Here is a 24,699-nt window from a genome sequence, read left to right on the forward strand (position 1 = left end):
CCCCTCGAAGAGCGGCTCCGGTCTGCGTCACCTCGCCCGCGATGAAACGGCCCGTGACCTCTCGGAGGGGTCATCGGGTGCGGAAGATGGGCCAACAGATTTCGGTGGCGGTGAATCTCGCCGGTTCCAGTGAGCCGCCGAGGTAGTGCTCGCGCGTCGGACCCTGATCGCTGATCAGCTGTTCGTTGGCGTACTTCCCCAGAGCCGCGTAGCTGCGGTCGATGCCCTCGTGATTGCCGGAATGGGTCAGCACGGCATAGTCGGCCGCGGGGAGGACGCGGGCAGAAATACCTTGCGGAGCAGCCGTCGACGGTGGTGCGGGAACGAACAGCGTCGCCTCACCCCGGGAATCGCTGAACAACCCACGGTCGTAGAGACCACCTGGCACGACGGTGGAGCGATCGCTCCCGGCTGTTGCCAGCGCGTCGCCGAGCTGCGTAAGCGCCCCCACGAACCAGGTGTCGATGTCATCGATGTCGATGGTTGCACTCACCGACCACACTGCCAGCGCCCGCTCTTGGCGTACCTCCACAGTTGCGGGAACCCCGACGGGAGCGAGCAATTCACGCAAGGCACCCACGGTGTCACGCGTCTGCTGCAGCTGCTGTTCCATCTGTGCCAGATGCGTCGTGATGATGTCCGTCCGGGCGGCAGCGTCTTCTGTGCTCAGCAGCGCCTTGATGTCGGGGATGGACATGCCCAGGGATCGGAACCGCCGGATGATGTGGGCATGATCGACCTGACTGGTGTCATAGAAGCGGTAGCCGGTGTGCGGATCGATGTGCGCCGGCTCGAGAATGCCGAGATCGTGGTAGTGCCGCAACGCTTTCCGGCTCAGACTCGTCATCAACGAGAAGTCTCCGATCGACACCTGCGCACCCATGGGGTCCTCCTCCTCGATCCGGCGCCCTTCGCCGGTTGCGACGATTGTGCAGCTTCCCGCTAGGGGAAGGTCAACAGTTCTTCATGACCGCCTCGGCCAACGCGGATGCGTCATACGCATCAGGTCCGTGATGACGCCGCGCCCATGACACGAAAACCCAGGCGGTACAGGGCGAGTGCCACCGCGACAGGCGCCAGCCCCGCCAGCGCGCACACCATTAGCCACCGCGGACCCGGGCCGTCGAGGACGACGCCTCCCAGCAGCGAGCCCGCGCTGATACCGATCTGAAAGGCCAGGACGTAGAGCGCCGACGCCATCACCTTGTCTCCCGGCGCGCTGCGCAGCGCTGCGCTCTGCATCGTCGGGGCCACGCACGCCAGCGCAGCCCCCCAGAGGAAGACGCCGACAACGAAGAGCGCGGTGGGCGGCTCCAGAGCGATCACACCGAATGCCACTGCCAGTCCTGCCACCGTCTCCGTGAGCGCGGAAGCGACACTGCGGTCGATCTGCCCACCGATCACCGCGACGGCGAGCAGGCCTGCCACGCCGAAACCGATCTGCAAGCCACCGAGCAACCAGGAGCGAAAACCGTACGGCTGCGCCAGGATCGAGAAGAACGTGTACGGCACGTAACTGGCGGTGACCAGCAGTACCGTGACGACACAGACACTCACGACACTCCACGGTGGGATCGACGTCTTCTGCTGCGTCGCCGGGTCAACCGGTGGGATTCTCGGCAGGATCACCCAGAGTAGCGCGCCGATCAGCAGTGCCGTCACGGCCAACGTGACGGCCGCGGGACGCCAACCGATCCACGACGAGAGCCCCGTCATCAGCGGAGCGCCACCCACCAGCGCTGCCGAGCCCCCGAGGAAGACCTGCGCCGTCGCCCGTCCCTGTCGGTCATCGGCCGCCGACGACACTGCGACGATCGGGACGGTCGACCACAGGAGCCCATGGGGGATTGCGGCCACGGCCCTGGCCGCCAAGGCTGATGGCGCATTCGGTGCAGCAGCGAGGGCTGCCTGTGACACCGCGAGGACCATCAGTGCTCCGACGAGCACGACACGACGGTCGAGGCGCCGAGTCGCCATCACCGTCGGCACGATCGCGATCCCCGCAACCACGGCGTAGACGGTGAGCAGTCGGCCGGCTCCGGATTCGGTGGTGTGCAGGTCCGCTGCCAGATCGGGGAGCACTCCGATCGGGAACATCTCAGCGGTGAGGTAGACGAACAGCGCTCCGGCCAGAACTGCCGTGTGAACGGGTGCGGGCGCCTTCACAGTTCGTGTGCGTGCAAGAAGTCGCTGATGTCGTCGATCCACACCGATGCTTCATTCGGTGTGAAGATGTGGCCCGCATCGGCGTACTCGATGAGGATCGCTCCCGGTGTCACCGCGGCCAGATGCCGTGTCGAGTCCGGAAGCACGATGCGATCCTGCCCGCCGACGAACACGACCGTCGGCACGGCTATTTCGCAGCATGCGTCAACGATGTCGATCGATGCGGCCAGTCGCGCCTGTGCCGCGCCGCCGGCGGGATAGCTCTCGCGCGTGAGCGCGACGGCCGCGTCGGCGCTTGCCCGGTCGAGTCCTGCGAGCACTGCCGGGGAGGACAGGCTGATTAGGTACGCAGCGAGCGCCGCTCGATCTCTGCTCTCGGCAAGCGCGGTCCATGTGTCAACCACCAACCGCAGTTGCTGGTCGGTCTGCGCGAATCCGACGGTCAGGAGAAGGCCCGTCACTCGGTGCGGATGACGAACTGCAGCCGTGACGGCGACGGCTGTACCCAGTGAGAGGCTGAGGATCGGGAACGTCTCGAATCCAGCGTCGACCGCTGCAGCCACCAGCGAGTCGGCGAGAGTGGACAGTTGGAGCGCCGCGGGGTCTTCCGGAGTGGCACCGGATCCGGGGTAGTTCATTCCGATGAGGGTGCGGGTGGCGGACATGGCGTCGATCACCTGTCCGAAGTTGGCGCCGACGCTTCCACCGGCGCCGTGGGCGAGCACCAGGGGTGAACCGGTTCCGATCCGGGTGACGTCAGCGTGTACGACGGTGTGCGGTGCTGGCATACGCTGGACGCTAAACCTTCACATGGGTGTGAAGGTCAAGGCTCTTGCGACGACAGTCACACCAGGAGGGTCCGTGAGGATCGGCGAGTTGGCACAACGCTGTGCCGTATCCACCAGGTCGTTGCGGTACTACGAGGAGCAGCAGCTGCTTCAGTCAGACCGCCACTCGAACGGGTATCGCGACTATCCCGAATCGGCCGTCGCATCGGTACGGCGGATTCGCACCCTGATCAACGCCGGGTTCAACGTCGACACCATCCGGAAAGTCCTGCCCTGCCTCGACGGTGACGACGTGGACATGTGCCCTCCGTTGGCCGCTGTGATCCGCGAGACGCTGCGCGGCATCGATGATCAGCTGCAGGATCTCGATGCCAAGCGCAGCAAGATCACGGCGCTGCTGTCTGACCACCAACTGCCCACGGCGCAGGACGATGTCACGCACTCCGCCGCGCCGCGTTCTGTGCCGTGACTCGGCGTCATTCGGCACGCGCGCCGGCGGGGCGGTGCTCAGCCAGGAGCCGGAACGCCTGCATTGGTGATGCGGCGTGATCCTCGGTGAACACCTGGATGCAGACGTGGTCGGCGCCGGCTCTCAGGTGTTGGTCGATGCGGGTGTAGATAGCGTCTGGGGAGCCGTGGGCGACCAGAGCGTCGATGAGCGCATCGCTGCCCGATCCTTCGATATCTGCTTCGGTGAAACCGTGCTGGATCAGATTGTTGGTGTAGTTGCGAAGCCCCAGATACGGATACTGCACGGCGGGGCGGCCAACCCTGCGCGCCTCGACATCGTCCTCGATCAGAACAACCTTGTGCTCGGGCGCGAGGAAAGCGCTGCGTCCCATTAGTTCTCTGGCGTATCGCGTATGTGCGGGCACAGTGAGATAAGGGTGCGCACCACGTGTCTTGGCACCGGCCAGCGTGAGCGTCCTGGTTCCCAGTGCGCCGATCACGATCGCCTCTCGCGGCACTCCGCCCTCCAGCAGCGCGTCGACGTACCGGGCCATGCGGTCGTAGGGCCTGTCGTAGCTGTCCCTGGTCTCCGGATGCCCGAGTCCGACGCCGAGAAGCAGGCGAGGACCATGTCGCTCGACGATGCGGTGGTAGTGCCGAGCGACACTGCGGGCTTCGTCCTGCCACATGTTGATGATCGCGCTCGCGATGATCGCCCTCTTCGTCGCAGCAATCATCTGCTCGAAGAAATTCATGTCGCCGACAGGGGCTGCACCGATGCCCACCCAGATCGTCTGATAGCCCAACTCCTCGAGCGCAGAGGCGTATTCGATTCGCGGGGCGTCCCCGAGCGCCGGGTTGAGCCACGCGCCGTATGTCCCGAACTTCTCATGCATCCGCGTCATCTCCATTCTCATCGGCCAAGGAATGGCCAACGATCACCGTGCGGTCTCCCCCTGGGGAAGGGTCAACACCTCGAATAGATTCGCGGCAGCGCTTGACTCTCCCCTTGGGGGAAGCCCGACGGTGTGGTCATGAAAACAGATTGGGATGCGCTCCCCGACACCGTCACGACATTCATGACCGCACTGGACACCCGAGAGGTTGATCGGGTACTGGCCACGCTGACCGCCGACGCGGTGGTCACCGACGAGGGCCACGACCACAGGGGTCATCAGGACATCGGCGCGTGGGTGGCCACCGCCGCCGGCGAGTACACCTACACCACCGAGATCACCGGCGCGGCCACCACCGACGCGACCGTCGACGTCACCCAGCATCTCGAGGGCAACTTCCCCGGCGGTGTCGCCGACCTGCACTACCGATTCTCCTTTGAGGGCTCGAAGATCAGCCGGGTGGTGATCGAGCCATGAGCAAGCGATGGTTCATCACCGGCGGAACCCCCGGCAACTTCGGCGTCGCCTACGCGGAGACGGCCCTCGAGGCCGGCGACCGCGTCGTGCTCACCTCACGCCGTCCGCAGGAGCTCGCGGCGTGGGCCGAGCCCTATGGCGACCGCGTGCTCGTCGTGGCCATGGACGTCACCGACCCCGCGCAGGTTCAGCAGGCCGTGCGCTCGGCCGAGGAACACTTCGGCGGGATCGACATCCTGGTCAACAACGCCGGCCGTGGCTGGTACGGATCGATCGAGGGAATGGACGATTCGACACTGCGGGCGATGTTCGAGCTGAATTTCTTCGGGGTGCTGTCGGTGACGCGCGCAGTGCTACCCGGCATGCGCGCCCGCGGCGACGGCTGGATCGTCAACGTCTCCTCGGTGGCCGGTCTCGTCGCCGCACCGGGATTCGGCTACTACAGCGCCACGAAGTTCGCGATCGAAGCCATCACCGAAACTCTGCGTGACGAAGTCGCCTCTCAGGGCATCTCCGTGCTGGCCGTCGAACCGGGAGCGTTCCGCACCAACGCCTACACCGGATTCTCCGACGAGCCCGTCAACGAACCCATCCCGGAGTACCACGACATGCTCCAGCAGGTCCGCCAAGTCTTCATCGACATGGACGGCACCCAGCCCGGCGACCCCCACCGCGGTGCCCGTGCCGTCATCGCGGCCATGGCGCTGGACTCGCCGCCCCGGCGGCTGATTCTCGGCAACAGCGGCTACGACGCAGTTGTCGACACGCTCGAGGGCGCATTGGCCGATATCCGCGCGAACGAGACACTGTCGCGCAGTGCGGATTTCCCAGACTGATGACGCGGGAAGCACCGTGAGGGTGCACACTGTGGTGGACACTGTGGCGTGGCCCTTTCTGCAACGGTGTTCAAAGTCGAACTCGGCATCTCAGATGTCGATCACGGCTACTACGCCGATCACAGCCTGACCGTAGCCCGCCATCCCAGTGAAACCGATGAACGGATGGTGGTGCGGTTGCTGGCGTTCGGGCTGCGGGCACACCGGCTCAGCGACGTCGACGGTGAGTTGACGTTCGGGGCAGGCCTGTCCACCCCTGGCGTACCGGACCTACGGCTCGCCGACTACACGGGGCAAACCTTGGAGTGGATCAGCGTGGGCCAGCCCGACGAACGCGCCTTGGGCAAAGCGGCCAGCCAGGCCGACCAGGTGGCATTGTTCCCGTTCGCCTCGGGCGTCCCCACCTGGTGGAGAACGGTCGGTCCCAAAGTGGCTGGGCTGCAGAACCTGTCAGTGACTCAGATACCGCATCCCCCGGTGCAGCAGCTGGCCCACACCGTCGATCGACGAGTAACCGCGCAGGTGGTGGTGATCGAGGGCGAGGTGACGATGACTGTCGGCGGAGTCGACGTCACCTTCACCCCCGAGATTCTGATGTGAAACGGACTCCCTTGCTCGAGTTCGAGAGGAGCCGAGACGAGCCTCAGCCAGTTGCCGATAACCCGGTGCAATAGCGCAACGAAGTTGACAAACTCATCTGGCAGGTTTGCACTAAGGCAGGTCAGCGTTGTAACTCGATGACGGGATGCCAGCCTCATGAGTAGCTCCAGCCAGCTGCGACAGCTGCGCACAGACGACCTGCGGTACTTCCTGGCGGTTGCCAATCTGGGGCGTCTCGGGGCGGCTGCGGACCAGCTCGGCGTCGATACCAGCACCGTCTCGAGGCGGCTACGAGCGCTGGAGAAGGCCCTGGGGTCCAGTGTGCTCAAGCGCGGCGCGGACGGCTGGGAGCTGACCGACTTCGGTCGGACGATCGCCAGCCAGGCCCGGCCCATCGAGGCCGCCCTCGAAGGTGTCGCGCGTGCCGTGGAAGGCGACCCCGGGGACGTCATCCGGGGCAACTTCCGGCTGACGGTGCCCGACGGGTTCTCAGCAGTCTTTGCCGTACCAGCGATGGCCGCCCTTCGACGTGATCACCCCGAGTTGAACATCGAGATGGTGACGGCCACAAGGCAACTGAATCTGCACCAGTCGGGTTTCGACCTCGCCATCGCGGTCGGGGTGCCTGTGACCAAAAGGCTGTTCACCGAGACACTCGCCGAATACCGGCTCTCGTTCTACGCCACCGATGCCTACCTACAGGAGCACGGCCGGCCGAGCGCGCTCGAGGATCTGAGAGACCACACCCTGATCTTCTATGTCGACTCCCTGCTCCAGGTGGGCGACTTGGACCTGAGTCAGTACGCGCCCGGCATCGACGCACAGTTCACCACCACCAACATCTTCGCCCAACTCGAGGCGGCCGCGTGCGGCGCCGGCATCGCATTGATCCCGAAGTTCATGGCCTTGCGCGTGCCAGACCTGTTGGAGATCACCGATATCGCGAGCCGCACACGACTGCAATTCACCCTGGCGGCGAGACGTGAAGTGCTTTCGCGGCCCGCATTCACCGCGGTGCGCGCCGCCTTGCACCGCGAGGTCTCCGTTCGCGCAGATGAACTCCTCTGACGGTTGCCCAGATCATGTCTGCGCGAGATGCACCGGGTTCGTGGAGAGCGTCCAACTGCGGACGCTGCGGTCCGCGACCACGCCTCGTCGATGAAATGGGTCGGCATCCGCGATCTCGGTTGCCCGTTCGAGTGAATCGACGTCGAGCACGAGCAAGCCGCCCGGCGTTCCCGGGCCCCCGAATGGTCCGGCGACGACGAGCTCACCCGTATCGACGAGCCCACGCAGATAGCGCCGATGCTCGGGTCGGTGCGTGCCCACGACCTCCTCGTCGTCGACGTATCTGTAGATGACTACGAACAGTGCCATGCGCAATCGCTTTCCGCTGATGTGATCGCCTGGATGACGGACGGCGGCCTAATCGTCAAGGCCCAGAACCAAACCTGTGCAGTCCTTGTGACCCAGCCCCTTTGCGGACGCGCCGGCGAACAGCTTCTGGGCTGCGGCCGCGGTCTCCAACCGGAGGCCGAACTCGGCCGCGGTCGCATTCGCGAGGTACAGGTCTTTATGGATCAGGTCGATCATGAAACCCGGCTCGTACTGGTGTGAACTGGGCGACGTGTCGACCACGCCCGGCAGCGGGAACCAGTTGCGGAACACCCAGCTGTCACCCGACGACTCCTTGACAACGTCGAAGTAGACCCGGGGGTCGAGGTTCAATCGCTCTGCTAGTACCGACACTTCACACGCGGCGGCCATTCCCACCGCCATCATCGCGTTGTTCACGACCTTCATCGCCTGCCCGTCGCCACTGGCGCCGACGTGAACTATGTATGTGCCCAACGACTTCAGCAGAGGCTCGACAAGTGCGACGTGCTCGCTGTCACCCCCCAGCATCAGCGTGAGACTGCCATCCGCCGCCCCCTCCACCCCACCCGACACCGGCGCGTCCACGAACCCGACGCCGTGCTGCCTCGCCTCCGTGGCCAGAGTCCGCGCTGTCTCGATTCCCGTTGTCGAGCAATCGACGACAACCGAGCCCGCTGACATATGCGCAAACGCACCCTCGGGGCCTCTCATCACGTCGGTCACGACTGCGCCGTTCTGCACCATCGTGAACACAGCGTCGGCGTCACGCACCGCTTCGGCAACGGTGGGAACCACCGTCACGCCGTTCCTGCGCGCTGCATCGCGCGCCCGCTCTGCAATGTCGACACCAAGGACGGTGTGGCCCGCGTCGACCATGTTCTTGGACATCGGAAAACCCATGTGGCCCAGGCCAATCCACGCGATCTTGCTCATCATCCACTCCCTTGCACATGGACACCGGTCGCTCCGGTGTCGACGACTCTCTCCCGTCCATGGTCACCAGCCGACAGCACGGACTCAACAGTCAACAGCGCAACACCGTGTTGCAGATCTGCCCGACTCGCGGTGGGCCGGCGCTTTGCATTCGTGCACGTGCCAGTTGTCAGGTTGTTGCTTGTTTGCAGGTGCGTCTGGGTATCGAATGTGATTCGAGGCACGGCCCGCGAGGCGGACTGCCTTCCAGTGAGCGACCGTCACCAGTCGCACAACTGACACCGAGACTCTGCCGTGCTGTGCGTACGGCACCGGACCACTCCGCTGGAGGTAGCGATGACCCACCGAGACAACACCATTGAGATAGGACAGTCGAAGGGTAGGCCCGCCGCCAAAGTCATTGCTGCCTCGACGGCCGGCACCGTCATCGAGTGGTACGACTTCTTCATCTACGGCACGGCAGCGGCGCTCGTCTTCGGTCACGTGTTCTTCCCCAACGCCGGCTCCGAACTCCTCGGCATCATCGCCGCGTTCGGCACATACGCGGTCGGGTTTCTCGCCCGCCCCGTCGGCGGAGTCGTCTTCGGTCACTTCGGGGACACCATCGGTCGCAAGAAGCTGTTGCAATGGAGCCTGCTGATCATCGGATTGTGCACGGTGACAATCGGTCTGCTGCCGACATACGACCAAGTCGGCGTCTGGGCGCCAGCCCTGTTGGTGCTGTGCCGTTTCATTCAAGGGTTCGCGCTCGGCGGCGAATGGGGTGGTGCGGTGCTGCTGGTGAGCGAACACGGCGGCGCCGACCGCCGCGGTCTGTGGGCGAGTTTTCCTCAAGCCGCGGTTCCCGCCGGCAATATCCTGGCGACGGCGATGATGGCGCTACTGGCAGCGACGACGAGTTCTGAGCAGTTTCTGGCGTGGGGGTGGCGCTTCGCCTTCCTCGCGTCGGCTGCCCTGGTGCTGGTCGGCTACTTCATTCGGCGCAGCATCGATGATGCACCGGTGTTCAAGGAGGCGATAGCCAAGGCGACGCGCGCCGAGACGAGGCGATCCCCTCTGCGAGATGTGTTGCGGGAACGCCCTCGCGAGCTCCTCACGGCCATGGGAATGCGGCTCGGCGAGAACACCACCTATTACATGGCGGCGTCGTTCACGCTCACCTACCTCAAGGTCGTAGTCGGCGTGGACACCTCCGACGTCCTGGTGGTCATGCTGTTGGCACACGTGATCCACCTCGTCACCGTGCCGATCTGCGGCTACCTGTCGGATCGGCTCGGACGTAAACCCGTGATCGGCGCCGGGGTCGCGCTCGCTACCGTGTGGGCCGTCGCCGTGTTCCCCATGTACGACACCGGAGACACTAGGACGATTCTCGGGGCGCTCATCATGGGTCTCGTGGCGCAGGGTCTGATGTACGGGCCGCAAGCGGCGTACTTCACCGAGATGTTCCCCACGCGGATGCGATACACCGGAATCTCGATCAGCGCACAGGTGACATCGATCTTCGCCGGCGCCGCCGCGCCGATCATCGCCGGGTCTCTACTGGCTGCGTACAGCACGTCGACGCCCATCACCGTCTATCTCCTCATCGTGATGGCGGTGACGGCCTGCGCGTTGATCGCCGCTCGTGAGACTCGCGGGGTCGACTACTCCGACATCGACCGAGCCGTGGGTGACGTCCCACCTGCGGACGTACCGGCGCCTGCCGCCACTACCGGGACCCCGGCGTGAACGTCAGTCCCACAACCACACTCAGACGAAAGGTATCCCCATGATCACGCGTATCCCCCATTTCATCGACGGTAAGCGCAGCGAACTCGCGTCCACACGGACCGCGGATGTGATGAACCCCAGCACCGGCGAGGTCCAAGCCCAGGTGCTACTCGCCTCCACAGCTGATGTCGACACCGCCGTCGCCTCGGCCGTGCAGGCGCAGAAGGAATGGGCGGCGTGGAACCCGCAACGCCGAGCACGGGTGATGATGAAGTTCATCGAGCTGGTCAACGCCCACACCGACGAACTCGCCGAACTGCTGTCCCTCGAGCACGGCAAGACCGTCGCGGACTCCAAAGGCGACATCCAGCGCGGCATCGAGGTCATCGAGTTCGCCATCGGCATCCCCCATCTACTCAAAGGTGAGTTCACCGAAGGCGCCGGCGGCGGCATCGACGTCTACTCCATCCGCCAACCCCTGGGCGTCGTCGCCGGGATCACCCCGTTCAACTTCCCCGCGATGATCCCGCTGTGGAAAGCCGGTCCCGCCCTGGCATGCGGGAACGCGTTCATCCTCAAACCCTCCGAGCGCGACCCCTCGGTCCCCCTGCGGCTGGCCGAACTGTTCCTCGAGGCCGGTCTGCCCGCCGGGGTGTTCCAGGTCGTCCAAGGCGACAAGGAAGCCGTCGACGCGATTCTGCACCACCCCGACATCGCCGCCGTCGGCTTCGTCGGGTCCTCCGACATCGCGCAGTACATCTACTCCACCGCCGCCGCCACCGGGAAACGCTCCCAGTGCTTCGGCGGCGCCAAGAACCACATGATCGTGATGCCCGACGCCGATCTCGACCAGGCCGTCGACGCACTCATCGGCGCCGGATACGGCAGCGCCGGTGAGCGGTGCATGGCGATCAGCGTCGCCGTCCCCGTCGGCGAAGAGACCGCGAACCGGCTGCGAAACCGGCTCGTGGAAAGAGTCAACCAGCTGCGCGTCGGGCACAGCCTCGACCCGAAAGCCGACTACGGCCCGCTGGTCACCGCCGCCGCCCTCGAGCGGGTGAAGAGCTACATCGCCGCGGGCGTGGATGCCGGCGCCGACCTGGTGGTCGACGGCCGCGAACGCGCCACCGACGAACTGTCCTTCGACGACCACAGCCTCGAAGGCGGCTACTTCATCGGCCCCACGCTGTTCGACCACGTCACCACCGACATGAGCATCTACACCGACGAGATCTTCGGCCCCGTGCTGTGCATCGTGCGCGCCCACGATTACGAAGAGGCACTGAGCCTTCCGAGCACCCACGAGTACGGCAACGGCGTGGCGATCTTCACCCGCGACGGCGACGCCGCCCGCGACTTCGTCTCCCGCGTGCAGGTCGGCATGGTCGGGGTCAACGTGCCCATCCCGGTCCCGGTGGCCTACCACACCTTCGGCGGCTGGAAGCGTTCCGGCTTCGGCGACCTCAACCAGCACGGCCCCGCATCGATCCAGTTCTACACCAAAGTCAAAACCGTCACCGAACGCTGGCCCTCCGGCATCAAAGATGGCGCCGAGTTCGTCATCCCCACCATGACGTGACACGCAGTACTACAAATCACTGGACAACGTACCAACAACGCGGAAGAAGACATGAACGACGAACTGATCTACAGCGACGCAACAAGAATGGCGGAGCTCATTCGCACCGGGGCGTTGTCATCGGTCGAACTGGTAAGCGCGCACCTGGCGAGGATCGAGTCCACGAACCCGACGATCAACGCAATCGTGACGCTCGCCGACAGCGCCCTCGACGCCGCCCGCGCAGCCGATGCGGACCTGAACGCGGGCAGAGACATTGGCCCCTTGCACGGGGTGCCCTTCACCGTGAAGGACTCCATCGACACTGCAGACGTACTCACCCAGCGCGGGTCACCGATATTCGCTGGGCGAATGCCCACCACCGACGCCACCAGTGTGGCCCGGATGAAGAATGCTGGTGCAATTCTGTTGGCCAAGACCAACTTGCCGGAGTTCTCCTACTCGACAGAGAGCAACAACCTGCTCACCGGCCGCACGAACAACCCGTGGAATGTCGAGCGCACACCCGGTGGGTCCAGCGGTGGCGAATCGGCGGCCATCGCGGCCGGTATGAGCCCCGTCGGTTTGGGTACCGACCTGGCGATCTCCGTCCGCGGGCCGGCGGCTCAGACCGGAATCGTCGCACTCAAACCCACCCACGGGCGGATTCCCATGACCGGTGTCTGGCCCCGTGTTCCACGCCGGGACTGGCATGTGGGGCCCATGGCTCGAACGGTCCGCGACGTCGCCCTGACCTACACGTTGCTCGCCGGACCCGATGGCGCAGATGGCTTCTCGACGATGCCCAGGGGCTTCGACAGTGGTCTCGGAGAGGATCCCGGCCGCCCGCTGCGGGTCGGCTGGCTGGTCGACTCCGGTCTCGGACCGGTCGATCCGGAAGTCGCGACAACCGTCCGCGAGGCGGCTCGCGCCCTGTCGGATACTGGCGCTCACGTCGAAGAGGTGGCGATACCCGCCCTCGAACGCGACAATCCGCTGGCTCTGTTCAACCTGCAGCACGTGATGGAGCTCAAGCCGGCGATGGCAGACGCCACGCGGGGCCGAGAGGACGACATGTTCACGATGTCCAGGTCGATGCTCGGCACCCCGGACACCTCGATCGCGGACTACATCGCCGCAGAGCAGGGTGTGGAGCGGCTCCGCGACGCCTACGCCGAATTCTTCACCCGCTACGACGCGTTGCTGCTACCCGTGCTTCCCATCCCTGCACACCGGCACGGCCTGACCGAGTTCGTCGTCGATGGCAAAACCGTCGACGCCACACACATCCAGACGTTCACGGTCCAGTTCAACATCACCGGCCTACCGGCGCTGTCGATGCGTTTCGGCACCAGCAGCGACGGTCTCCCCATCGGGGTGCAGATCGCCGGCAACTGGCACGCGGAATCCACGGTTCTTCACATCGCCGCGATGCTGGAAGGCGTGAGTCCTGTACGAGACCTTCACCCCGCTCTGTGACGAAAACCGTTCCACCTCATCGGAAGAATGGACGCTCCTGACCGAAACTGCCCGTCAGCCTTCCGCGATGACGTCGCGCCGATACTGACGCGCGGCCACCGCGTAACATCCGATCGCCACCAGCTGCAGGGTCGGGACCAGGATCAGCAGGGCACGACCCAGTGACTGCGCGCCCAACGCACCGGCCAGCGAGTCGCTGACAACACCGGTCAGGAACGGGCCGACCGCACCGAGCGTCGCGTTGAAGAACAAAAACACGGCTGAGGCCGTCGCGCGATGCTCGGGAAGGACCAGACGCTGGATCGCCGCGATAGACGGCGCCAGGTAGGCGATACCGATGACATAGGACAGTGCCAGGAACCAGACGCACCATGAACGGTTCTCGACGACAAAGGCCAGCACAGACGCCGGCAACAGCGCTGCGATCAGGATGACCACGATCCAGAGCAACCAACGCGGGTCGCGGGACGCCAACCGATCGGCGATCCGACCCACGATGAGCAGTCCCAGAATACCGAGAAGCCCGGTGACGAGGCCGTATTCGACGCCGACCTCGCCCAGCGACATCCCCCGGGTCCGCATCAGGAAAGCAGGCGCGAAGGTGGTCAGGGAGTAGCCCGCCGCGGACACCAGCGCGGTACCGGCCACCATCGCCAGAAAGCTTCGCTTGCGCAGGAGATCCCACCAGTTCAGCGACACATCGTCCTGGCGCGGTGGCGGAGTCGGCAGGCTCTGCCGGACCCCGACAACCCACAGCACCACCGGGGCGAGAAGCACGCTGATAGCACCCATGGTCACGAAAGCAGCGCGCCAGCCCAAGCTTTCGGCGAGCAGCCCGCCACCGAGCAGGCTGGCTGCACTGGCCAGCGGGATCGCCATCGTGGTGACCGCCAGCGGTGCCGACCGCTTGTCCGGGCCGAAGTTCCGCGCCACGTAGGCATGCGCTGCCGGTGTGCTGCCCGCCTCGCCGACGGCCACGCCGACACGGGTGAGCGCGAGTTGGAAGCCGGACTGAACAGCACCACCGAGCATGGTCATCGAACCCCACAACGTCAGGCAACCCGCGATCACTACGCCGAACGCGCCGCGATCGGCGATACGCGCGATCAGGATGCCCACCACGGCGTAGACGATGAGGAACCCGAACCCGTTGATGACACCGATGGCGGTGTCGGACAACGCGAGGTCCTGCTTGATCGGCTCGGCCAGGACGCCGGGCAAGAACCGGTCGACGTAGTTCAGGGTGCCGACGAGTGCGAGCACCACGACCGCGGTCCAGGCGCGTGTCGGCGAGTGCGCGGCCTCGGTGGGCGGCTCGAGATCCTGTGGCGTCGACATCGTTCTCCTCGGTGATCGCTACCGAGCAGCTTGGCAGACGCACTGAGATGCACGCCGTCTGGGATGACGCCTGGTGGTCAACCCTGTTCGTACACTGGCCCCTACGCCTCTCCGGTTAGTTGCGACGCGTCGACTTCCGGCGCCGCGGCTCATCGACCGAAGCGTCGAGATGATGCCCGACGAGGACGATCAGTTGATCGCGGACATCGTCGAGCGGACGCAGGGATCGCTGCGCAACGGCCATGACCACGGCTCCCTCGACGGCAGCCAGGACGACGTTCGCCAGGGCCGGTGCGGTGGCCTCGTCGACTCCGTGGTGACGGAGCGATGCGGCGATCGCATCTCGCCAACGGTCGAACGTCTGCCCAGCGATATCGGCGATCCCGGGTTCCGTGGAGCGGGCCACACCGGCAGCGGCGATGGGGCAACCTGCCGCGAAATCGCTTCGCGCCACGACTTCTTTCCACGACGCGACGAACGCTGTGAGTGAGTCCTGGGGGGTGGGCAGTTCCAGAGCGGTTGCGATCTGGTGATCGATGAAGCTTCCGGCCACCCGTGTTGCTTCCTGGACGAGCTCTGACTTGCCCTCGGGGAAGTTGAGGTAGATCGACCTGCGGGAGACATGACCGTGCTCCAGAATCGCCGCGATACCTGTTCCCGCCACCCCGTGACGGCGGACGAGGTCAATTGTGCTCAGCACCAATTTGTCTCGCGCACTCATGCGTCACCCTCCACCTGCAATTCTGATCTTGCCTTGCAAGTATACCGATCGATGTACTACGTTGGCCGCCACTGATTACATCGATCGGTATACCGCTTTGTCGAGCGGTGGTGAGGAGCGGGACTGATGGGCGAGCGGTGGGATGCGATCGTGGTGGGTTCCGGACTTGGTGGCCTGTCCGCGGCCGCGTACCTTGCCGCAGCAGGGCGCAAGACGCTGCTACTCGAGCGCTACACCACCCTGGGCGGGTCCTCGCACGTCTTCGGCCGACGCGGTCAATGGGAGTTCGACTGCGGCGTGCATTACGTCAGCCACTGCGGACCCGATGGCATCGTCACCGCGATGATGCACGGAATCGGCATCGATGACCGGATCACGTGGCTGCCGATGGACCAGGGTGGCTTCGACCGCATCATTGCGCCTGGCTTCGAACTCGCCACTCCCGTGGGGTGGGACGCCTATGAGGCCGAGCTGCTCGATGCCTTTCCCGATGAGCGCAAGGCGGTTCGCCGCTTCCATGACCTCATGCGGCGGATCGGGGAGGCCCACGATCGCAACGACATGGCAACCGCCGGGGGGATGGCACGCTGGGCGGCCCGCGCCGGGCGCGGCGCGCCGTTCATGGCGCTTCCCTACGCCGCGACCTTGGCCGCTCTCGGGCTGTCACCTCGGATGGCGTACGCACTGTCAGTGCAATCCGGCGCCGTCGCGTGTAGCCCCACCGTGCTGCCCACGGCCGCGATGGCCGCGTTCTTCCAGGATTACATCGGCACCGGCTCCTACTACCCCCGTGGTGGTGGACAGATTCTGGCTGCCGGATTCGCGGCCGTGATCACCGCCTACGGCGGATCGATCCGTACCAGCAGCGAAGTCTCGGAGATCCTGCTCCACGACGGACGTGTGCAGGGCGTCCGTCTGTCCGACGGACAGGTGCTGTCGTCCGCGTCCGTGGTGTCTGACGCCGACATCATCAAGACCTACACCGAACTGATCGGCCTGGACAAGCTCCCCCGGCTGTTTCGCCGGCGAGTGGCGGGCTGGAAGATGTCGCAGCCCTTGATCAACGGATTCTTCGGCGTGGAGATGGACCTCTCGGAAAGCCCCAACAGCAACTACTTCACGATCCCTGACTGGGGACCCGCGAAGTCCTTCGCCCACATGGCAGCCTTTGGCAAGAACACTCTCAACGGCAACGGGTTCCACGTCGGTTCCGAGTGGGCGCGCGACATGGCAGCCCGCCAGCCGATGTTCGTCCAGTCCTCGTCGCGACGGGACCCGAGCAATCACCGCGCCGCTCCCGAAGGGCATGCCACCATCGAGGTCCAGACCGTCACGCCATCAGATCCCCGGCTGTGGGGATTCGATGGGTATGACGTCGCCGGCGGTCAATACAGCCGCGACGACGGCTACCTCGAGATCAAGAAGATCATCATCGACGGCATGCTGGACCGTATGGAGCAGGCTTTTCCTGGCTCATCCTCGAAGGTGAGACTCAGCGAGCTCGGAACACCGGCAACGCAAACGCGTTTCGTGAACAACACCGCAGGAGCCCCGTTCGGACTGCAACTGCGCCTCTCCCAGATCGGGCCGATGCGCCCCAGGGCCGTCACGCCGATCTCGGGCCTGTACACCGTGGGTACCAGCACTGCATGGGGTCCGGGCACTGTCGGAGCCATGCTCAGCGGCGTCAACGCCGCGGGCAGCATCATCGGCCGCGACCTTGTTCCCTTCATCCGAAGCGGCGGCCAACTCGCCGGTTCTTCTGCGCTCCCTACGTGGGCGGACGACTTCGACCCGTTCAGCACCACGCGGGCACTACACGCCTGACGCCCCCCCACTCGGGGCCATCGTCACCCGGTTGCGGCCGGTCTGCTTGGCGCTGTAGAGCGCTTGGTCGGCGAATTGCAGAAGGTCCCGCGGCGAGACGGTGCTCGCGTCGATCGCGGCCACACCGGCGCTGATCGAGATCCCGCGCCTCGGCCACGGTGCCCTCTGCACTGCGCGCCGAAACCTTTCGGCGAGCACGAAGGCGCCCTTGCAGGTGGTCTCAGGCAGAATGACTGCGAATTCTTCGCCGCCGTAACGAAACAGGGAATCACTCTCCCGCATTTCTGATTGCAGAAGTTGCGCGACGGACCGGAGCACCTCGTCGCCAGCAGGATGCCCGAACTCGTCGTTGAAGGACTTGAATTGGTCGACGTCGATCATGAGCAACGACAACGTCGTACGTCTCGATTGCGCACGGATGAACTCCTCGTCGAGTGTGAGATCAAAAGAACGCCGATTCTTCACGCCCGTCAGCACGTCGGTGACCGATTGCGATTCCAGGTGCACCCTCACCTTTTCGATATCACGTTGATACTCCTGCAAGAGTTCGACGTACTTCTCTTGGTCCAGAACGGCCTGCTCGAGGGTCGCGATGCTTCGGCGGAGCTCGAGCTGCACGATGATCTCGCGAGAGAGAATTCGGAGCGCCTCCCGCTGGATCTCGCTGAGACTGCGCGGCTCACGGTCGATCACGCAGATCGTGCCCAACGCCTCACCCGTCGGTGCCACGAGCGGTGCGCCCGCATAAAAGCGGATACGGGGGTCGCCGGTCACCAGTGGGTTCGCGGCAAAGCGTTGATCCAAGGTGGCATCCTCGACCGTCATCACCTCGCCGGGATCCATGATGGCGTGCGCACAGAACGCTTGTGATCGCGGGGTTTCACTGACACCGAGGCCCACATCCGACTTGAACCACTGACGGTGGTCATCCAGCAACGTGATGAGCGCGATCGGCGTCCCGCAGATTGCCGAAGCGAGTTTCGCGAAGTCGTCATATGCCTGCTCTGGCAGAGAGTCCATGATGTTGTAGTCGGCGAGAACTCGTAGGCGCTGGTCTTCATTCGCAGGAATCGGAAATCCGTTGTCCGACATGTTCGCCCCCCATGTTTGTCGAGCGACACCGGCGATGCCCTCACCGCGCGTCTTCACGCGAGGCCAAATCCTATCGCGGCGGACGGCTCAGTCTGGCGGAATCTCCGCCGAAGGCGGTGTGATGATCGCATCGCAACCCCGGTAGCCATTGCACTATTTGCCCCGGCGGAACCCCGGCTGTCGTGACGCCTAGGTGGATGCGAACGACTGCGGCCGAGCCGCGGGCCGCGGCCGACCCAGGTAGTACCCCTGGCCTCGCGCCACTCCGAGATCGCGGAGGGCCCGCAGCTGATCCTCGGTTTCGATCGCTTCCGCCACGGTGACAGCGCCGACCTCCGCAGACAACTCGACGATGGCCGCGGTGAGCACCCGTCGCGCCGGATCTGTCTGCACGCCCGCGGTGAACTCGGCGTCGATCTTGATGATGTCAGGCTTGAGCCGCAGGATCTGCAGCAGCGTCGCATACCCCGCTCCGACGTCGTCGACAGCGATATCGAGTCCGTGGTGACGCAACGGTGTCAGCGCGTCCAACAGGTCGTCAGGGAAGCGGTCGTGTTCAGTGAGTTCGACGCAGACCGGTCGCCCTGCAGAGAGCAGGAGGGCACGGGCGCGAGGATCTGCCGCGGCGCGTGGGCTGAGATTGACCGCGATGGGCAGATCGGCGGGCAATTGCACGCTGGCAGTGAGGATCTCATCAACAGCGTGGATCTCGAGCTCGACACCCCGCCCCGCGCGCTGCGCCACACCGAACCACTCCTCGACGTTGCGTTCTGACGCATGGGGGAAACGGCTCAGGCCCTCGTAGCCGACGGTACGACCAGTACACAGATCGACGATCGGCTGGAAGACCGGCAGCAACGCACCGGGGGCGAAGAGCCGGTCGAGTTCCTGGTGTGTGGCTTCGGCCTCGATCGAGTCGGGATAGAGCAGACTCGCCACGAACGTTGCGGTGGCCGAGGGGGCGGGCAGCTTCGCTTCCTCTCGGAATGGCAGCGTCGTAAAGAGGTCGGTGAGCTGCTTTTGCGAACTCATCAGCGCCGCGACGAAACTACTCAGCGAGATGATCGCGGCCGCCGCAGCGTCGTCGAAGGCCGACGGTGTCGACGCGACCACCGACATGGCTCCGACAACTAGATCGTTGTGGCGCAGCGGGATCACGATCCACGACCGCACATCAAGACCCTCTGCGAGGGCCCGACTGGTCCTCGGCACCCGGGGGTCGGCAGAGACGTCGTCGACGATCAGCGGTTCGCGCGACTGCATTGCCACGTCCACGAACGATCCCTCGCGCGCAAGCTTGTGACCGAGCAAGCTGGCCGTTGAGCCGTGGGCGGCGACGAAGACGAGGTTGTCGGCGCACTCCGGATCACACAGCACGATCGACGCACCAGACGCGACTGGGGTGTGGAGGCACATCTGCTCGGCCGCCCGCCGCACGAGTGACACGGTGTCCAGCGAATCTGTCAGGCTCTCGATCAGCCGCCGCATGTCGTCAACTCCTCACCGCTGTCTACTGTGCACCAACTGTCGAGGGGCACACAGAGGCTGCCCCCAAAGTCTTGGCCACACGCTGGCTGTGCCTTCTACGTCCATGTATGTCGGCAACGGAGTGCCCAGACCCCCACAAAGAGGGGCCGTCCACCAGCGGGCGCGGTCCGCGCAATGACGGGAACCGCGACTGCCGGTGGATCGCCCCGATCCTGCCCCGACGACTCCCGCCGGGTGGAGGCTGCTGATTCAACCCAAGCCCCTGCGGAAATCCGCCTACAAGTACGGTGCCATTTGGTGCGTCAATTAGTCAGGCCGCCAGCAAACGAGTAAGAATTCTGTCATATTCTAATTTCGAGATTCGATAGTGAACGGCCATGCGACGGCCCCCGCCAATCACGTCTTGTCTATTGCGTTGCTGTCCAGACGTTTACATCCCGATCCGGAGCGCTGTGGACGCTCGCCGATCTCCGAATCATGATCCTGCGCTGCGTTCCGAGATCGCGTGCGCACCGGCCAATGCGCGTTTGGGGCGAACCGGCCGCCCACACAGCGTCATCGTCGGACTAGTCCCGATATCACATCCACAGTGACCAGGAGTAATCAAAAGTGCGTGCGCCGTGAATGATTCACCTGACCGTCGCTGACGCGATGGTTGTCCGTCTGCAGGTCGGTGGCACAGCGATACTGGGGACTGTGGCTCACGAGCATCCTGACGCGGATCGCGTCATCACGTTGTATGACCGTCATGCGGAAAGCTGGGTGCGCGATCGCGGTGACCAGCTGACCGAACGCGCATGGCTCGATCAGTTCGTGGCGTCCCTGCCTGATCAGGGCCGAGCTGTACTCGATGTGGGATGCGGAACAGCGATGCCCATCGCCGCGTACCTGATCGAACGGGGATGCCAGCTCTACGGGATCGACGGGTCGGGCGCAATGATCGCGAAGAGTAGGGCGCGCTTTCCGGAGCACCAGTGGGAGGTGTCCGACATGCGCACGCTTGCGATGGACCGTCGTTTTGATGGAATCATTGCTTGGGACAGCATGTTTCACCTGTCTGCACGCCACCAGCGACGCATGTTCCCGATCTTTTCGCGACACGCAGCAGCCGGTTCGGTGTTGTTGTTCAACAGTGGCCCCGGGGCCGGCGAGCATATCGGCAGCTATCGTGGCGAACCCTTGTACCACGCCAGTCTCGACCCAATCGAATATCGCGCGCTGCTCGATGAGAACGGGTTCGAGGTCATCGCCCACGTCGCGTCAGATCCTTCGTGCGGGCAGCGCACCATCTGGCTTGCGCGAATGCGGTTACCTTGAGAGATGTGGCCTATCGCGTGGGGATGATGCGATCCCAGAGGCCATCGGCGTCTCCGGCGCGGAGTTTGTTCTCGTAGACGGTCACTTTCCACGTGATGAGGTCCCGGGCCTGTTCCAGTGCTTCGATCTGGCCGTTGACGCGGGCCCGGTGACCGTCGAGCAGAGCAAGCCGCTCTGACTCGTTACCGGGTCCCGATCGAACCAGACCGGCAAATCGCTTGAGTTCGGCCAGAGGCATCTGCGACTCGCGCAGACGGGTGCAGATCCGCAGCCAATCGATATCCATCGAGCTGTATCGCCGTCGCCCGCCCGCCGTACGGTCGACAGGTCCGAGGAGCAACCCCTCGCTTTCGTAGAACCGCAAGGTGTGCACGCTGAGCCCGAGCGCCTCGGCGGCCTCACCGATCGAATACATGCTCACTGAAACGTCCTCGTCAAGCTTGATCTAGAGTCCCCTCTAGTTTGTAGCGTCGACGCCATGAGTTCGAGATTTGCCGGAAAGCGGATCCTCATCACCGGAGCGACGCGCGGCATCGGCGCCGCCGGAGCACATCGACTGGCTCGGGAGAACGCCCAACTGGTCCTGACAGGAACCAGCGGCGAGGCGCTGACTGCCCTCGCACGCGAAATACGCTCTGCCACGGTCGTAGTCAACGACGCAGGGAGCCCAGAGGCAGGGACGCAGCTCGCGGCAGCGGTGACTGGTCTCACTTTCGACGGACTCTGGCTCAACGCCGGCTATGCGGAGATCGCACCTATCGATGCAGTCGGACCGGTTCTTTTCGACGCGATGATGGCGACGAACGTCAGGGGTCCCCTGCTACAGATGGCCGCGCTGAGACCGCTGCTGAACGACGGTGCATCCGTTGTGGTGACGTCGTCCACATCGACATACGAGGCTGCGCCGTCGACCGCCGTCTACGCGGCAACCAAGGCTGCACTCGTCGCCGTCGCACGCAGCTGGGCAGCCGAACTGGCTCCTCGCGGCATCCGCGTGAACACCCTGGTGCCAGGACCAATCGAAACCGGGTTCCGCAATTTCATGCCTGACGATGAACGGCGCGCGTTCGAGGCCGGAGTCCTCACACAGACGCCGCTGGGTCGAATGGGTACAGCGGATGAAGCGGCGGCCGTGGCGGTGTTCCTCCTGTCCGACGAATCCAGCTTCGTCACCGCGAGTCAGTATTTCGTCGACGGCGGCCTCACCCACCGATAGGCGACGCGCTGTCGCACCCGGCGGTGCACGACAAAGATGTCGCCGGTCGGGGTTCGTCGTGATCCCATGTGCTCATGGGAAACGAGCTGTGGCCCTTGGCTGACTTGGAGGTGGTGACTCCATCCGTGACGTTGCGCTACGTCAGCGACGACTTGGGCGAGCAGCTGGCTCGCCTGGCTGCCCACGGCATCCATGACCCTGCCACCACGCCCTTCTCGACACCCTGGACCGATGCGGTGTCCCCCGAGCTGGAACGCAATACATTGCAGTTCTACTGGCGCAACCGCGCCGAGACAGCTGTCGCGCATTGGCATCTCAACCTGGCCGTGGTCGTCGAGGACACTGTCGTGGGAATGTGCTCTCGCGAGGCACACGACTTTCCGCGACGACGGACCGTGGAGACGGGATCATGGTTGGGGCGCCTGTACCAGGGTCAGGGAATCGGAACCGAAATGCGCCATGCGGCACTGCACGTGATCTTCGCTGGCCTGCACGCCGCCCGCGCGACCACCAGTGCATGGCACGACAACGTCCCGTCACTGCGATTGACACGGTCCCTGCCCTACACCGAGACCGGCACCTCACGCCGCCCCCGGCGGGACCGGGACGACACCATGATCGAATTTTGCATGACTGTCGATCAGTGGAAAACAGTCCGCCGAAGCGACATACGGCTCGCGGGAATCGATGCTGTGCGCGAACAGCTCCACACCGCACCACCCAAAACGGAGCGACCTCGTTCCTAGAGGGGTCAGTCGCGTCTCCGACGTCCCAGGCCTGATGAGCCATCGCCAGTCCCGCCAGGGCATCCGCCCATCGAGTTGCAACAGCGACGGCAGTCGACGGTCGACGCCGCGAGCCATGCCGCCGAGACTTTCGTCGGCCCGAGGACGTCGCCAATGCGGGGCTGGACGTTGCGCGTGCCCGTCCTGGTGGGGTGAAACGTTCCCATGGCGGCGATTTCATGGGGGACGATGGTGCGCCGTGAGGCCGCCTCGATCAGGGGGTTGATGTGCACGATCTGCGCGCCGCGGCGATCGGCCTCGGCCAGTGCGGTCAACATTCGTGGTGCGTTGGAGGCGCGTTGACGGCCATCACGATCAGCAGATCGGCACGGTCCCAGTCGTCGATGTCACACGTGCCCTTACCGGTGCCGATCGCCGCCTGCAGTGCGCGACCGGACGCTTCATGACACATATTGGAGCAATCGGGCAGGTTGTTCGTGCCGTACTCGCGAACCCACAGTTGGTAGAGGAATGTCGCTTCGTTGGACAGTCTTCCGGAGGTGTAGAACGAGGCCTGGTGGGGGTTGTCCAGGCCCCGCAAGGTTGAGCCGACGAGTTCGAACGCGTCGTCCCACGAGATGGGAATGTAGGTGTCGCTGGCGGGGTCATAGCTCATGGGCTCGCGCGACTCCGTCGACCGGGGCCGAGTCTCTACGTGACTCATGGGCGGATGCAGTCGCGGCTGGCTCCGTGTGCGCACTTTCGGTCCGCCTACAGATGGCCAGGTCCGCGGCGCAGGTCGGCATCGTGTTGGTCCTAGCCCTTACTCACCCATCCCATCCTGCTTGGAGGGGATTGGTGAGGTAACCGACTCCCTCGACTCCGACGGTGACGGTGTCGCCTGGGTGCATGAATTCTTGGGGGGTGCGGCCCATGCCGGTTCCGCCGCAGGTGCCGCTGCTCATCAGGTCACCGGGCTGCAGGGTGACCGTTCTGGTGAGGAACTCCAGAAGCGTTGGAATGGAGTAGATCATGGTGTCGGTAGTCGTGCGCTGCTTGTACACGCCGTTGACCCGGGTGGAGATCTCCAGAGGGTTCGTGTGGGGATCTGGAACTTCGTCAGCGGTGGTGACATGCGGGCCCACCGGCGCAAAAGTGTCCGGGCACTTGCACAGAGTGATCTGCAGCGGTTCGCGGACCATCACGTCGCGGGCGCTGACGTCGTTGATCATCGTGTAACCGAAGATGTATTCATGCGCCCTCTCGGCGGATACGCGGTAAGCCGGTTTGCCGATGATGATGCACAATTCGGCTTCCCAGTCGGTGTTCGTATCGGGGGTCGGGATGCGGATGGCTTCACCGGCTCCGATGACCGACGAGCGCAACTTGGAGAAGAACACCGGCTCTGTGGGTTCCAGTCCGGTCTCGTCGAGGTGGTCCTGGTAGTTGCCGCCGGCCAGCAGCAGCGCCGCGGTGGATCCGAGCGGAGCCCGCAGTCGCGCCGGGTGAACCAGGCGTTCGGGTTTCTCACTGGCCACCCGAAGTCGGTTCAATTCGTCTGGTCCCGCTTCGATGAGCGCGGTGAGGTCGGCGTGACCGGTGGGTAGGACGCCGTCGGCGAGTTGGACGCCGACTTCGCCACGGCCGCCATCGCTTTCGTAGGCAACGAACTTCATGTCATCTCCTGATCGTCTTGTTGGTC

Annotated in this window: 24 protein-coding genes and 1 pseudogene; 12 read left to right on the forward strand and 13 right to left on the reverse strand. The window is 64.6% G+C overall.

Going from position 1 to position 24,699, the window contains the following annotated elements; all coding sequences use genetic code 11:
• Positions 1-70 precede the first annotated feature (70 nt).
• The 3 genes from ACZYYX_RS03045 to ACZYYX_RS03055 all read right to left on the reverse strand — a co-directional run bounded on the left by ACZYYX_RS03045 (position 71) and on the right by ACZYYX_RS03055 (position 2,954).
• Positions 71-883: a MerR family transcriptional regulator gene (locus ACZYYX_RS03045; RefSeq protein WP_463812914.1), complete on the reverse strand. Its 813-nt coding sequence runs from the start codon at positions 881-883 to the stop codon at positions 71-73.
• 119 nt (positions 884-1,002) lie between these two features.
• On the reverse strand, positions 1,003-2,166 hold the full coding sequence (locus ACZYYX_RS03050; protein WP_463812915.1) for an MFS transporter: 1,164 nt from the start codon (positions 2,164-2,166) through the stop codon (positions 1,003-1,005).
• On the reverse strand, positions 2,163-2,954 hold the full coding sequence (locus ACZYYX_RS03055; protein WP_463812916.1) for an alpha/beta fold hydrolase: 792 nt from the start codon (positions 2,952-2,954) through the stop codon (positions 2,163-2,165). The genes ACZYYX_RS03050 and ACZYYX_RS03055 overlap by 4 nt, the downstream gene beginning before the upstream one ends.
• Positions 2,955-3,027: 73 nt before the next feature.
• On the opposite strand from ACZYYX_RS03055, the gene ACZYYX_RS03060 reads away from it, so the two are divergent.
• Positions 3,028-3,423, forward strand: coding sequence for a MerR family transcriptional regulator (locus ACZYYX_RS03060; protein WP_463812917.1), 396 nt, complete (start codon positions 3,028-3,030; stop codon positions 3,421-3,423).
• 7 nt (positions 3,424-3,430) lie between these two features.
• Here ACZYYX_RS03060 and ACZYYX_RS03065 read toward each other — a convergent pair whose 3' ends face one another.
• Positions 3,431-4,300: a TIGR03620 family F420-dependent LLM class oxidoreductase gene (locus tag ACZYYX_RS03065; protein ID WP_463812918.1), complete on the reverse strand. Its 870-nt coding sequence runs from the start codon at positions 4,298-4,300 to the stop codon at positions 3,431-3,433.
• Positions 4,301-4,438: 138 nt separating this feature from the next.
• Between ACZYYX_RS03065 and ACZYYX_RS03070 the strand changes: the two genes are divergently transcribed.
• The 4 genes from ACZYYX_RS03070 (at position 4,439) to ACZYYX_RS03085 (ending at position 7,281) form a co-directional block, all read left to right on the forward strand.
• Positions 4,439-4,777, forward strand: a complete 339-nt coding sequence (locus tag ACZYYX_RS03070; protein ID WP_463812919.1) for a nuclear transport factor 2 family protein — start codon at positions 4,439-4,441, stop codon at positions 4,775-4,777.
• Positions 4,774-5,613 carry an oxidoreductase gene (locus tag ACZYYX_RS03075; RefSeq protein ID WP_463812920.1) on the forward strand — a complete coding sequence of 280 codons (840 nt, stop codon included), beginning with the start codon at positions 4,774-4,776 and terminating at the stop codon, positions 5,611-5,613. The genes ACZYYX_RS03070 and ACZYYX_RS03075 overlap by 4 nt, the downstream gene beginning before the upstream one ends.
• Before the next feature lie 48 nt (positions 5,614-5,661).
• Complete coding sequence (locus ACZYYX_RS03080) at positions 5,662-6,213, forward strand: YaeQ family protein (protein WP_463812921.1); 552 nt, start codon at positions 5,662-5,664, stop codon at positions 6,211-6,213.
• Between the two features lie 156 nt (positions 6,214-6,369).
• Positions 6,370-7,281 carry a LysR family transcriptional regulator gene (locus ACZYYX_RS03085; protein ID WP_463812922.1) on the forward strand — a complete coding sequence of 304 codons (912 nt, stop codon included), beginning with the start codon at positions 6,370-6,372 and terminating at the stop codon, positions 7,279-7,281.
• A gap of 12 nt (positions 7,282-7,293) precedes the next feature.
• On the opposite strand, the gene ACZYYX_RS03090 is transcribed toward ACZYYX_RS03085, so the two are convergent.
• Complete coding sequence (locus tag ACZYYX_RS03090; protein ID WP_463812923.1) at positions 7,294-7,590, reverse strand: YciI family protein; 297 nt, start codon at positions 7,588-7,590, stop codon at positions 7,294-7,296.
• A gap of 48 nt (positions 7,591-7,638) precedes the next feature.
• Entirely contained in the window at positions 7,639-8,523 is an 885-nt protein-coding gene (locus tag ACZYYX_RS03095) for an NAD(P)-dependent oxidoreductase (protein ID WP_463812924.1), read from the reverse strand.
• Positions 8,524-8,859: 336 nt separating this feature from the next.
• Between ACZYYX_RS03095 and ACZYYX_RS03100 the strand changes: the two genes are divergently transcribed.
• The 3 genes from ACZYYX_RS03100 to ACZYYX_RS03110 are packed head-to-tail and all read left to right on the forward strand — an operon-like array spanning position 8,860 to position 13,273.
• On the forward strand, positions 8,860-10,254 hold the full coding sequence (locus ACZYYX_RS03100; protein ID WP_463812925.1) for an MFS transporter: 1,395 nt from the start codon (positions 8,860-8,862) through the stop codon (positions 10,252-10,254).
• Between the two features lie 40 nt (positions 10,255-10,294).
• Positions 10,295-11,815, forward strand: coding sequence for a CoA-acylating methylmalonate-semialdehyde dehydrogenase (locus ACZYYX_RS03105; protein ID WP_463812926.1), 1,521 nt, complete (start codon positions 10,295-10,297; stop codon positions 11,813-11,815).
• A gap of 51 nt (positions 11,816-11,866) precedes the next feature.
• Positions 11,867-13,273 carry an amidase gene (locus ACZYYX_RS03110; protein WP_463812927.1) on the forward strand — a complete coding sequence of 469 codons (1,407 nt, stop codon included), beginning with the start codon at positions 11,867-11,869 and terminating at the stop codon, positions 13,271-13,273.
• 54 nt (positions 13,274-13,327) lie between these two features.
• Here ACZYYX_RS03110 and ACZYYX_RS03115 read toward each other — a convergent pair whose 3' ends face one another.
• Together ACZYYX_RS03115 and ACZYYX_RS03120 are read right to left on the reverse strand one after the other, a co-directional pair.
• A complete protein-coding gene (locus tag ACZYYX_RS03115) occupies positions 13,328-14,611 on the reverse strand; it encodes a spinster family MFS transporter (RefSeq protein WP_463812929.1) in 1,284 nt (427 codons plus the stop codon).
• Positions 14,612-14,726: 115 nt separating this feature from the next.
• Positions 14,727-15,332, reverse strand: coding sequence for a TetR/AcrR family transcriptional regulator (locus ACZYYX_RS03120; RefSeq protein WP_463812930.1), 606 nt, complete (start codon positions 15,330-15,332; stop codon positions 14,727-14,729).
• Positions 15,333-15,458: 126 nt separating this feature from the next.
• Here ACZYYX_RS03120 and ACZYYX_RS03125 point away from each other — a divergent pair, with 126 nt between their 5' ends.
• Entirely contained in the window at positions 15,459-17,159 is a 1,701-nt protein-coding gene (locus ACZYYX_RS03125; protein WP_463812931.1) for a phytoene desaturase family protein, read from the forward strand.
• Here the strand turns inward: ACZYYX_RS03125 and ACZYYX_RS03130 are convergent.
• Both ACZYYX_RS03130 and ACZYYX_RS03135 read right to left on the reverse strand, forming a co-directional pair.
• Entirely contained in the window at positions 17,148-18,308 is a 1,161-nt protein-coding gene (locus ACZYYX_RS03130; RefSeq protein WP_463812932.1) for a sensor domain-containing diguanylate cyclase, read from the reverse strand. The genes ACZYYX_RS03125 and ACZYYX_RS03130 overlap by 12 nt on opposite strands.
• A 132-nt stretch (positions 18,309-18,440) precedes the next feature.
• Entirely contained in the window at positions 18,441-19,739 is a 1,299-nt protein-coding gene (locus ACZYYX_RS03135; protein WP_463812933.1) for a sensor domain-containing phosphodiesterase, read from the reverse strand.
• Positions 19,740-20,435: 696 nt separating this feature from the next.
• Here ACZYYX_RS03135 and ACZYYX_RS03140 point away from each other — a divergent pair.
• Positions 20,436-21,056, forward strand: coding sequence for a class I SAM-dependent DNA methyltransferase (locus tag ACZYYX_RS03140; protein ID WP_463812934.1), 621 nt, complete (start codon positions 20,436-20,438; stop codon positions 21,054-21,056).
• Between the two features lie 10 nt (positions 21,057-21,066).
• Here the strand turns inward: ACZYYX_RS03140 and ACZYYX_RS03145 are convergent, their stop codons facing one another.
• Positions 21,067-21,471 (reverse strand): MerR family transcriptional regulator, encoded by a 405-nt coding sequence (locus ACZYYX_RS03145; protein WP_463814788.1) that lies wholly within the window; start codon positions 21,469-21,471, stop codon positions 21,067-21,069.
• Positions 21,472-21,534: 63 nt separating this feature from the next.
• On the opposite strand from ACZYYX_RS03145, the gene ACZYYX_RS03150 reads away from it, so the two are divergent.
• Together ACZYYX_RS03150 and ACZYYX_RS03155 are read left to right on the forward strand one after the other, a co-directional pair.
• Positions 21,535-22,272 (forward strand): SDR family oxidoreductase, encoded by a 738-nt coding sequence (locus tag ACZYYX_RS03150; RefSeq protein WP_463812935.1) that lies wholly within the window; start codon positions 21,535-21,537, stop codon positions 22,270-22,272.
• Positions 22,273-22,367: 95 nt separating this feature from the next.
• Positions 22,368-23,018, forward strand: coding sequence for a GNAT family N-acetyltransferase (locus ACZYYX_RS03155; protein WP_463812936.1), 651 nt, complete (start codon positions 22,368-22,370; stop codon positions 23,016-23,018).
• Between the two features lie 149 nt (positions 23,019-23,167).
• On the opposite strand, the pseudogene ACZYYX_RS03160 reads toward ACZYYX_RS03155, so the two are convergent.
• Positions 23,168-23,679, reverse strand: a pseudogene (locus ACZYYX_RS03160) (molybdopterin-dependent oxidoreductase); the annotation flags it as partial.
• Between the two features lie 145 nt (positions 23,680-23,824).
• Positions 23,825-24,673, reverse strand: a complete 849-nt coding sequence (locus ACZYYX_RS03165) for a fumarylacetoacetate hydrolase family protein (RefSeq protein WP_463812937.1) — start codon at positions 24,671-24,673, stop codon at positions 23,825-23,827.
• Between the last annotated feature and the right edge of the window lie 26 nt (positions 24,674-24,699).

The organism is Mycobacterium sp. IDUB_1 (genome assembly GCF_055419625.1).

What these genes read in the sequence shown, in the direction of transcription:
- ACZYYX_RS03090 (WP_463812923.1), bottom strand. Translation starts at nt 7,590, where the DNA reads ATGGCACTGTTCGTAGTCATCTACAGATACGTCGACGACGAGGAGGTC.
- ACZYYX_RS03110 (WP_463812927.1), top strand. Translation starts at nt 11,867, where the DNA reads ATGAACGACGAACTGATCTACAGCGACGCAACAAGAATGGCGGAGCTC.
- ACZYYX_RS03085 (WP_463812922.1), top strand. Translation starts at nt 6,370, where the DNA reads ATGAGTAGCTCCAGCCAGCTGCGACAGCTGCGCACAGACGACCTGCGG.
- ACZYYX_RS03075 (WP_463812920.1), top strand. Translation starts at nt 4,774, where the DNA reads ATGAGCAAGCGATGGTTCATCACCGGCGGAACCCCCGGCAACTTCGGC.
- ACZYYX_RS03045 (WP_463812914.1), bottom strand. Translation starts at nt 883, where the DNA reads ATGGGTGCGCAGGTGTCGATCGGAGACTTCTCGTTGATGACGAGTCTG.
- ACZYYX_RS03105 (WP_463812926.1), top strand. Translation starts at nt 10,295, where the DNA reads ATGATCACGCGTATCCCCCATTTCATCGACGGTAAGCGCAGCGAACTC.
- ACZYYX_RS03100 (WP_463812925.1), top strand. Translation starts at nt 8,860, where the DNA reads ATGACCCACCGAGACAACACCATTGAGATAGGACAGTCGAAGGGTAGG.
- ACZYYX_RS03095 (WP_463812924.1), bottom strand. Translation starts at nt 8,523, where the DNA reads ATGAGCAAGATCGCGTGGATTGGCCTGGGCCACATGGGTTTTCCGATG.
- ACZYYX_RS03125 (WP_463812931.1), top strand. Translation starts at nt 15,459, where the DNA reads ATGGGCGAGCGGTGGGATGCGATCGTGGTGGGTTCCGGACTTGGTGGC.
- ACZYYX_RS03165 (WP_463812937.1), bottom strand. Translation starts at nt 24,673, where the DNA reads ATGAAGTTCGTTGCCTACGAAAGCGATGGCGGCCGTGGCGAAGTCGGC.
- ACZYYX_RS03115 (WP_463812929.1), bottom strand. Translation starts at nt 14,611, where the DNA reads ATGTCGACGCCACAGGATCTCGAGCCGCCCACCGAGGCCGCGCACTCG.
- ACZYYX_RS03070 (WP_463812919.1), top strand. Translation starts at nt 4,439, where the DNA reads ATGAAAACAGATTGGGATGCGCTCCCCGACACCGTCACGACATTCATG.
- ACZYYX_RS03135 (WP_463812933.1), bottom strand. Translation starts at nt 19,739, where the DNA reads ATGCGGCGGCTGATCGAGAGCCTGACAGATTCGCTGGACACCGTGTCA.
- ACZYYX_RS03065 (WP_463812918.1), bottom strand. Translation starts at nt 4,300, where the DNA reads ATGCATGAGAAGTTCGGGACATACGGCGCGTGGCTCAACCCGGCGCTC.
- ACZYYX_RS03120 (WP_463812930.1), bottom strand. Translation starts at nt 15,332, where the DNA reads ATGAGTGCGCGAGACAAATTGGTGCTGAGCACAATTGACCTCGTCCGC.
- ACZYYX_RS03145 (WP_463814788.1), bottom strand. Translation starts at nt 21,471, where the DNA reads ATGTATTCGATCGGTGAGGCCGCCGAGGCGCTCGGGCTCAGCGTGCAC.
- ACZYYX_RS03055 (WP_463812916.1), bottom strand. Translation starts at nt 2,954, where the DNA reads ATGCCAGCACCGCACACCGTCGTACACGCTGACGTCACCCGGATCGGA.
- ACZYYX_RS03150 (WP_463812935.1), top strand. Translation starts at nt 21,535, where the DNA reads ATGAGTTCGAGATTTGCCGGAAAGCGGATCCTCATCACCGGAGCGACG.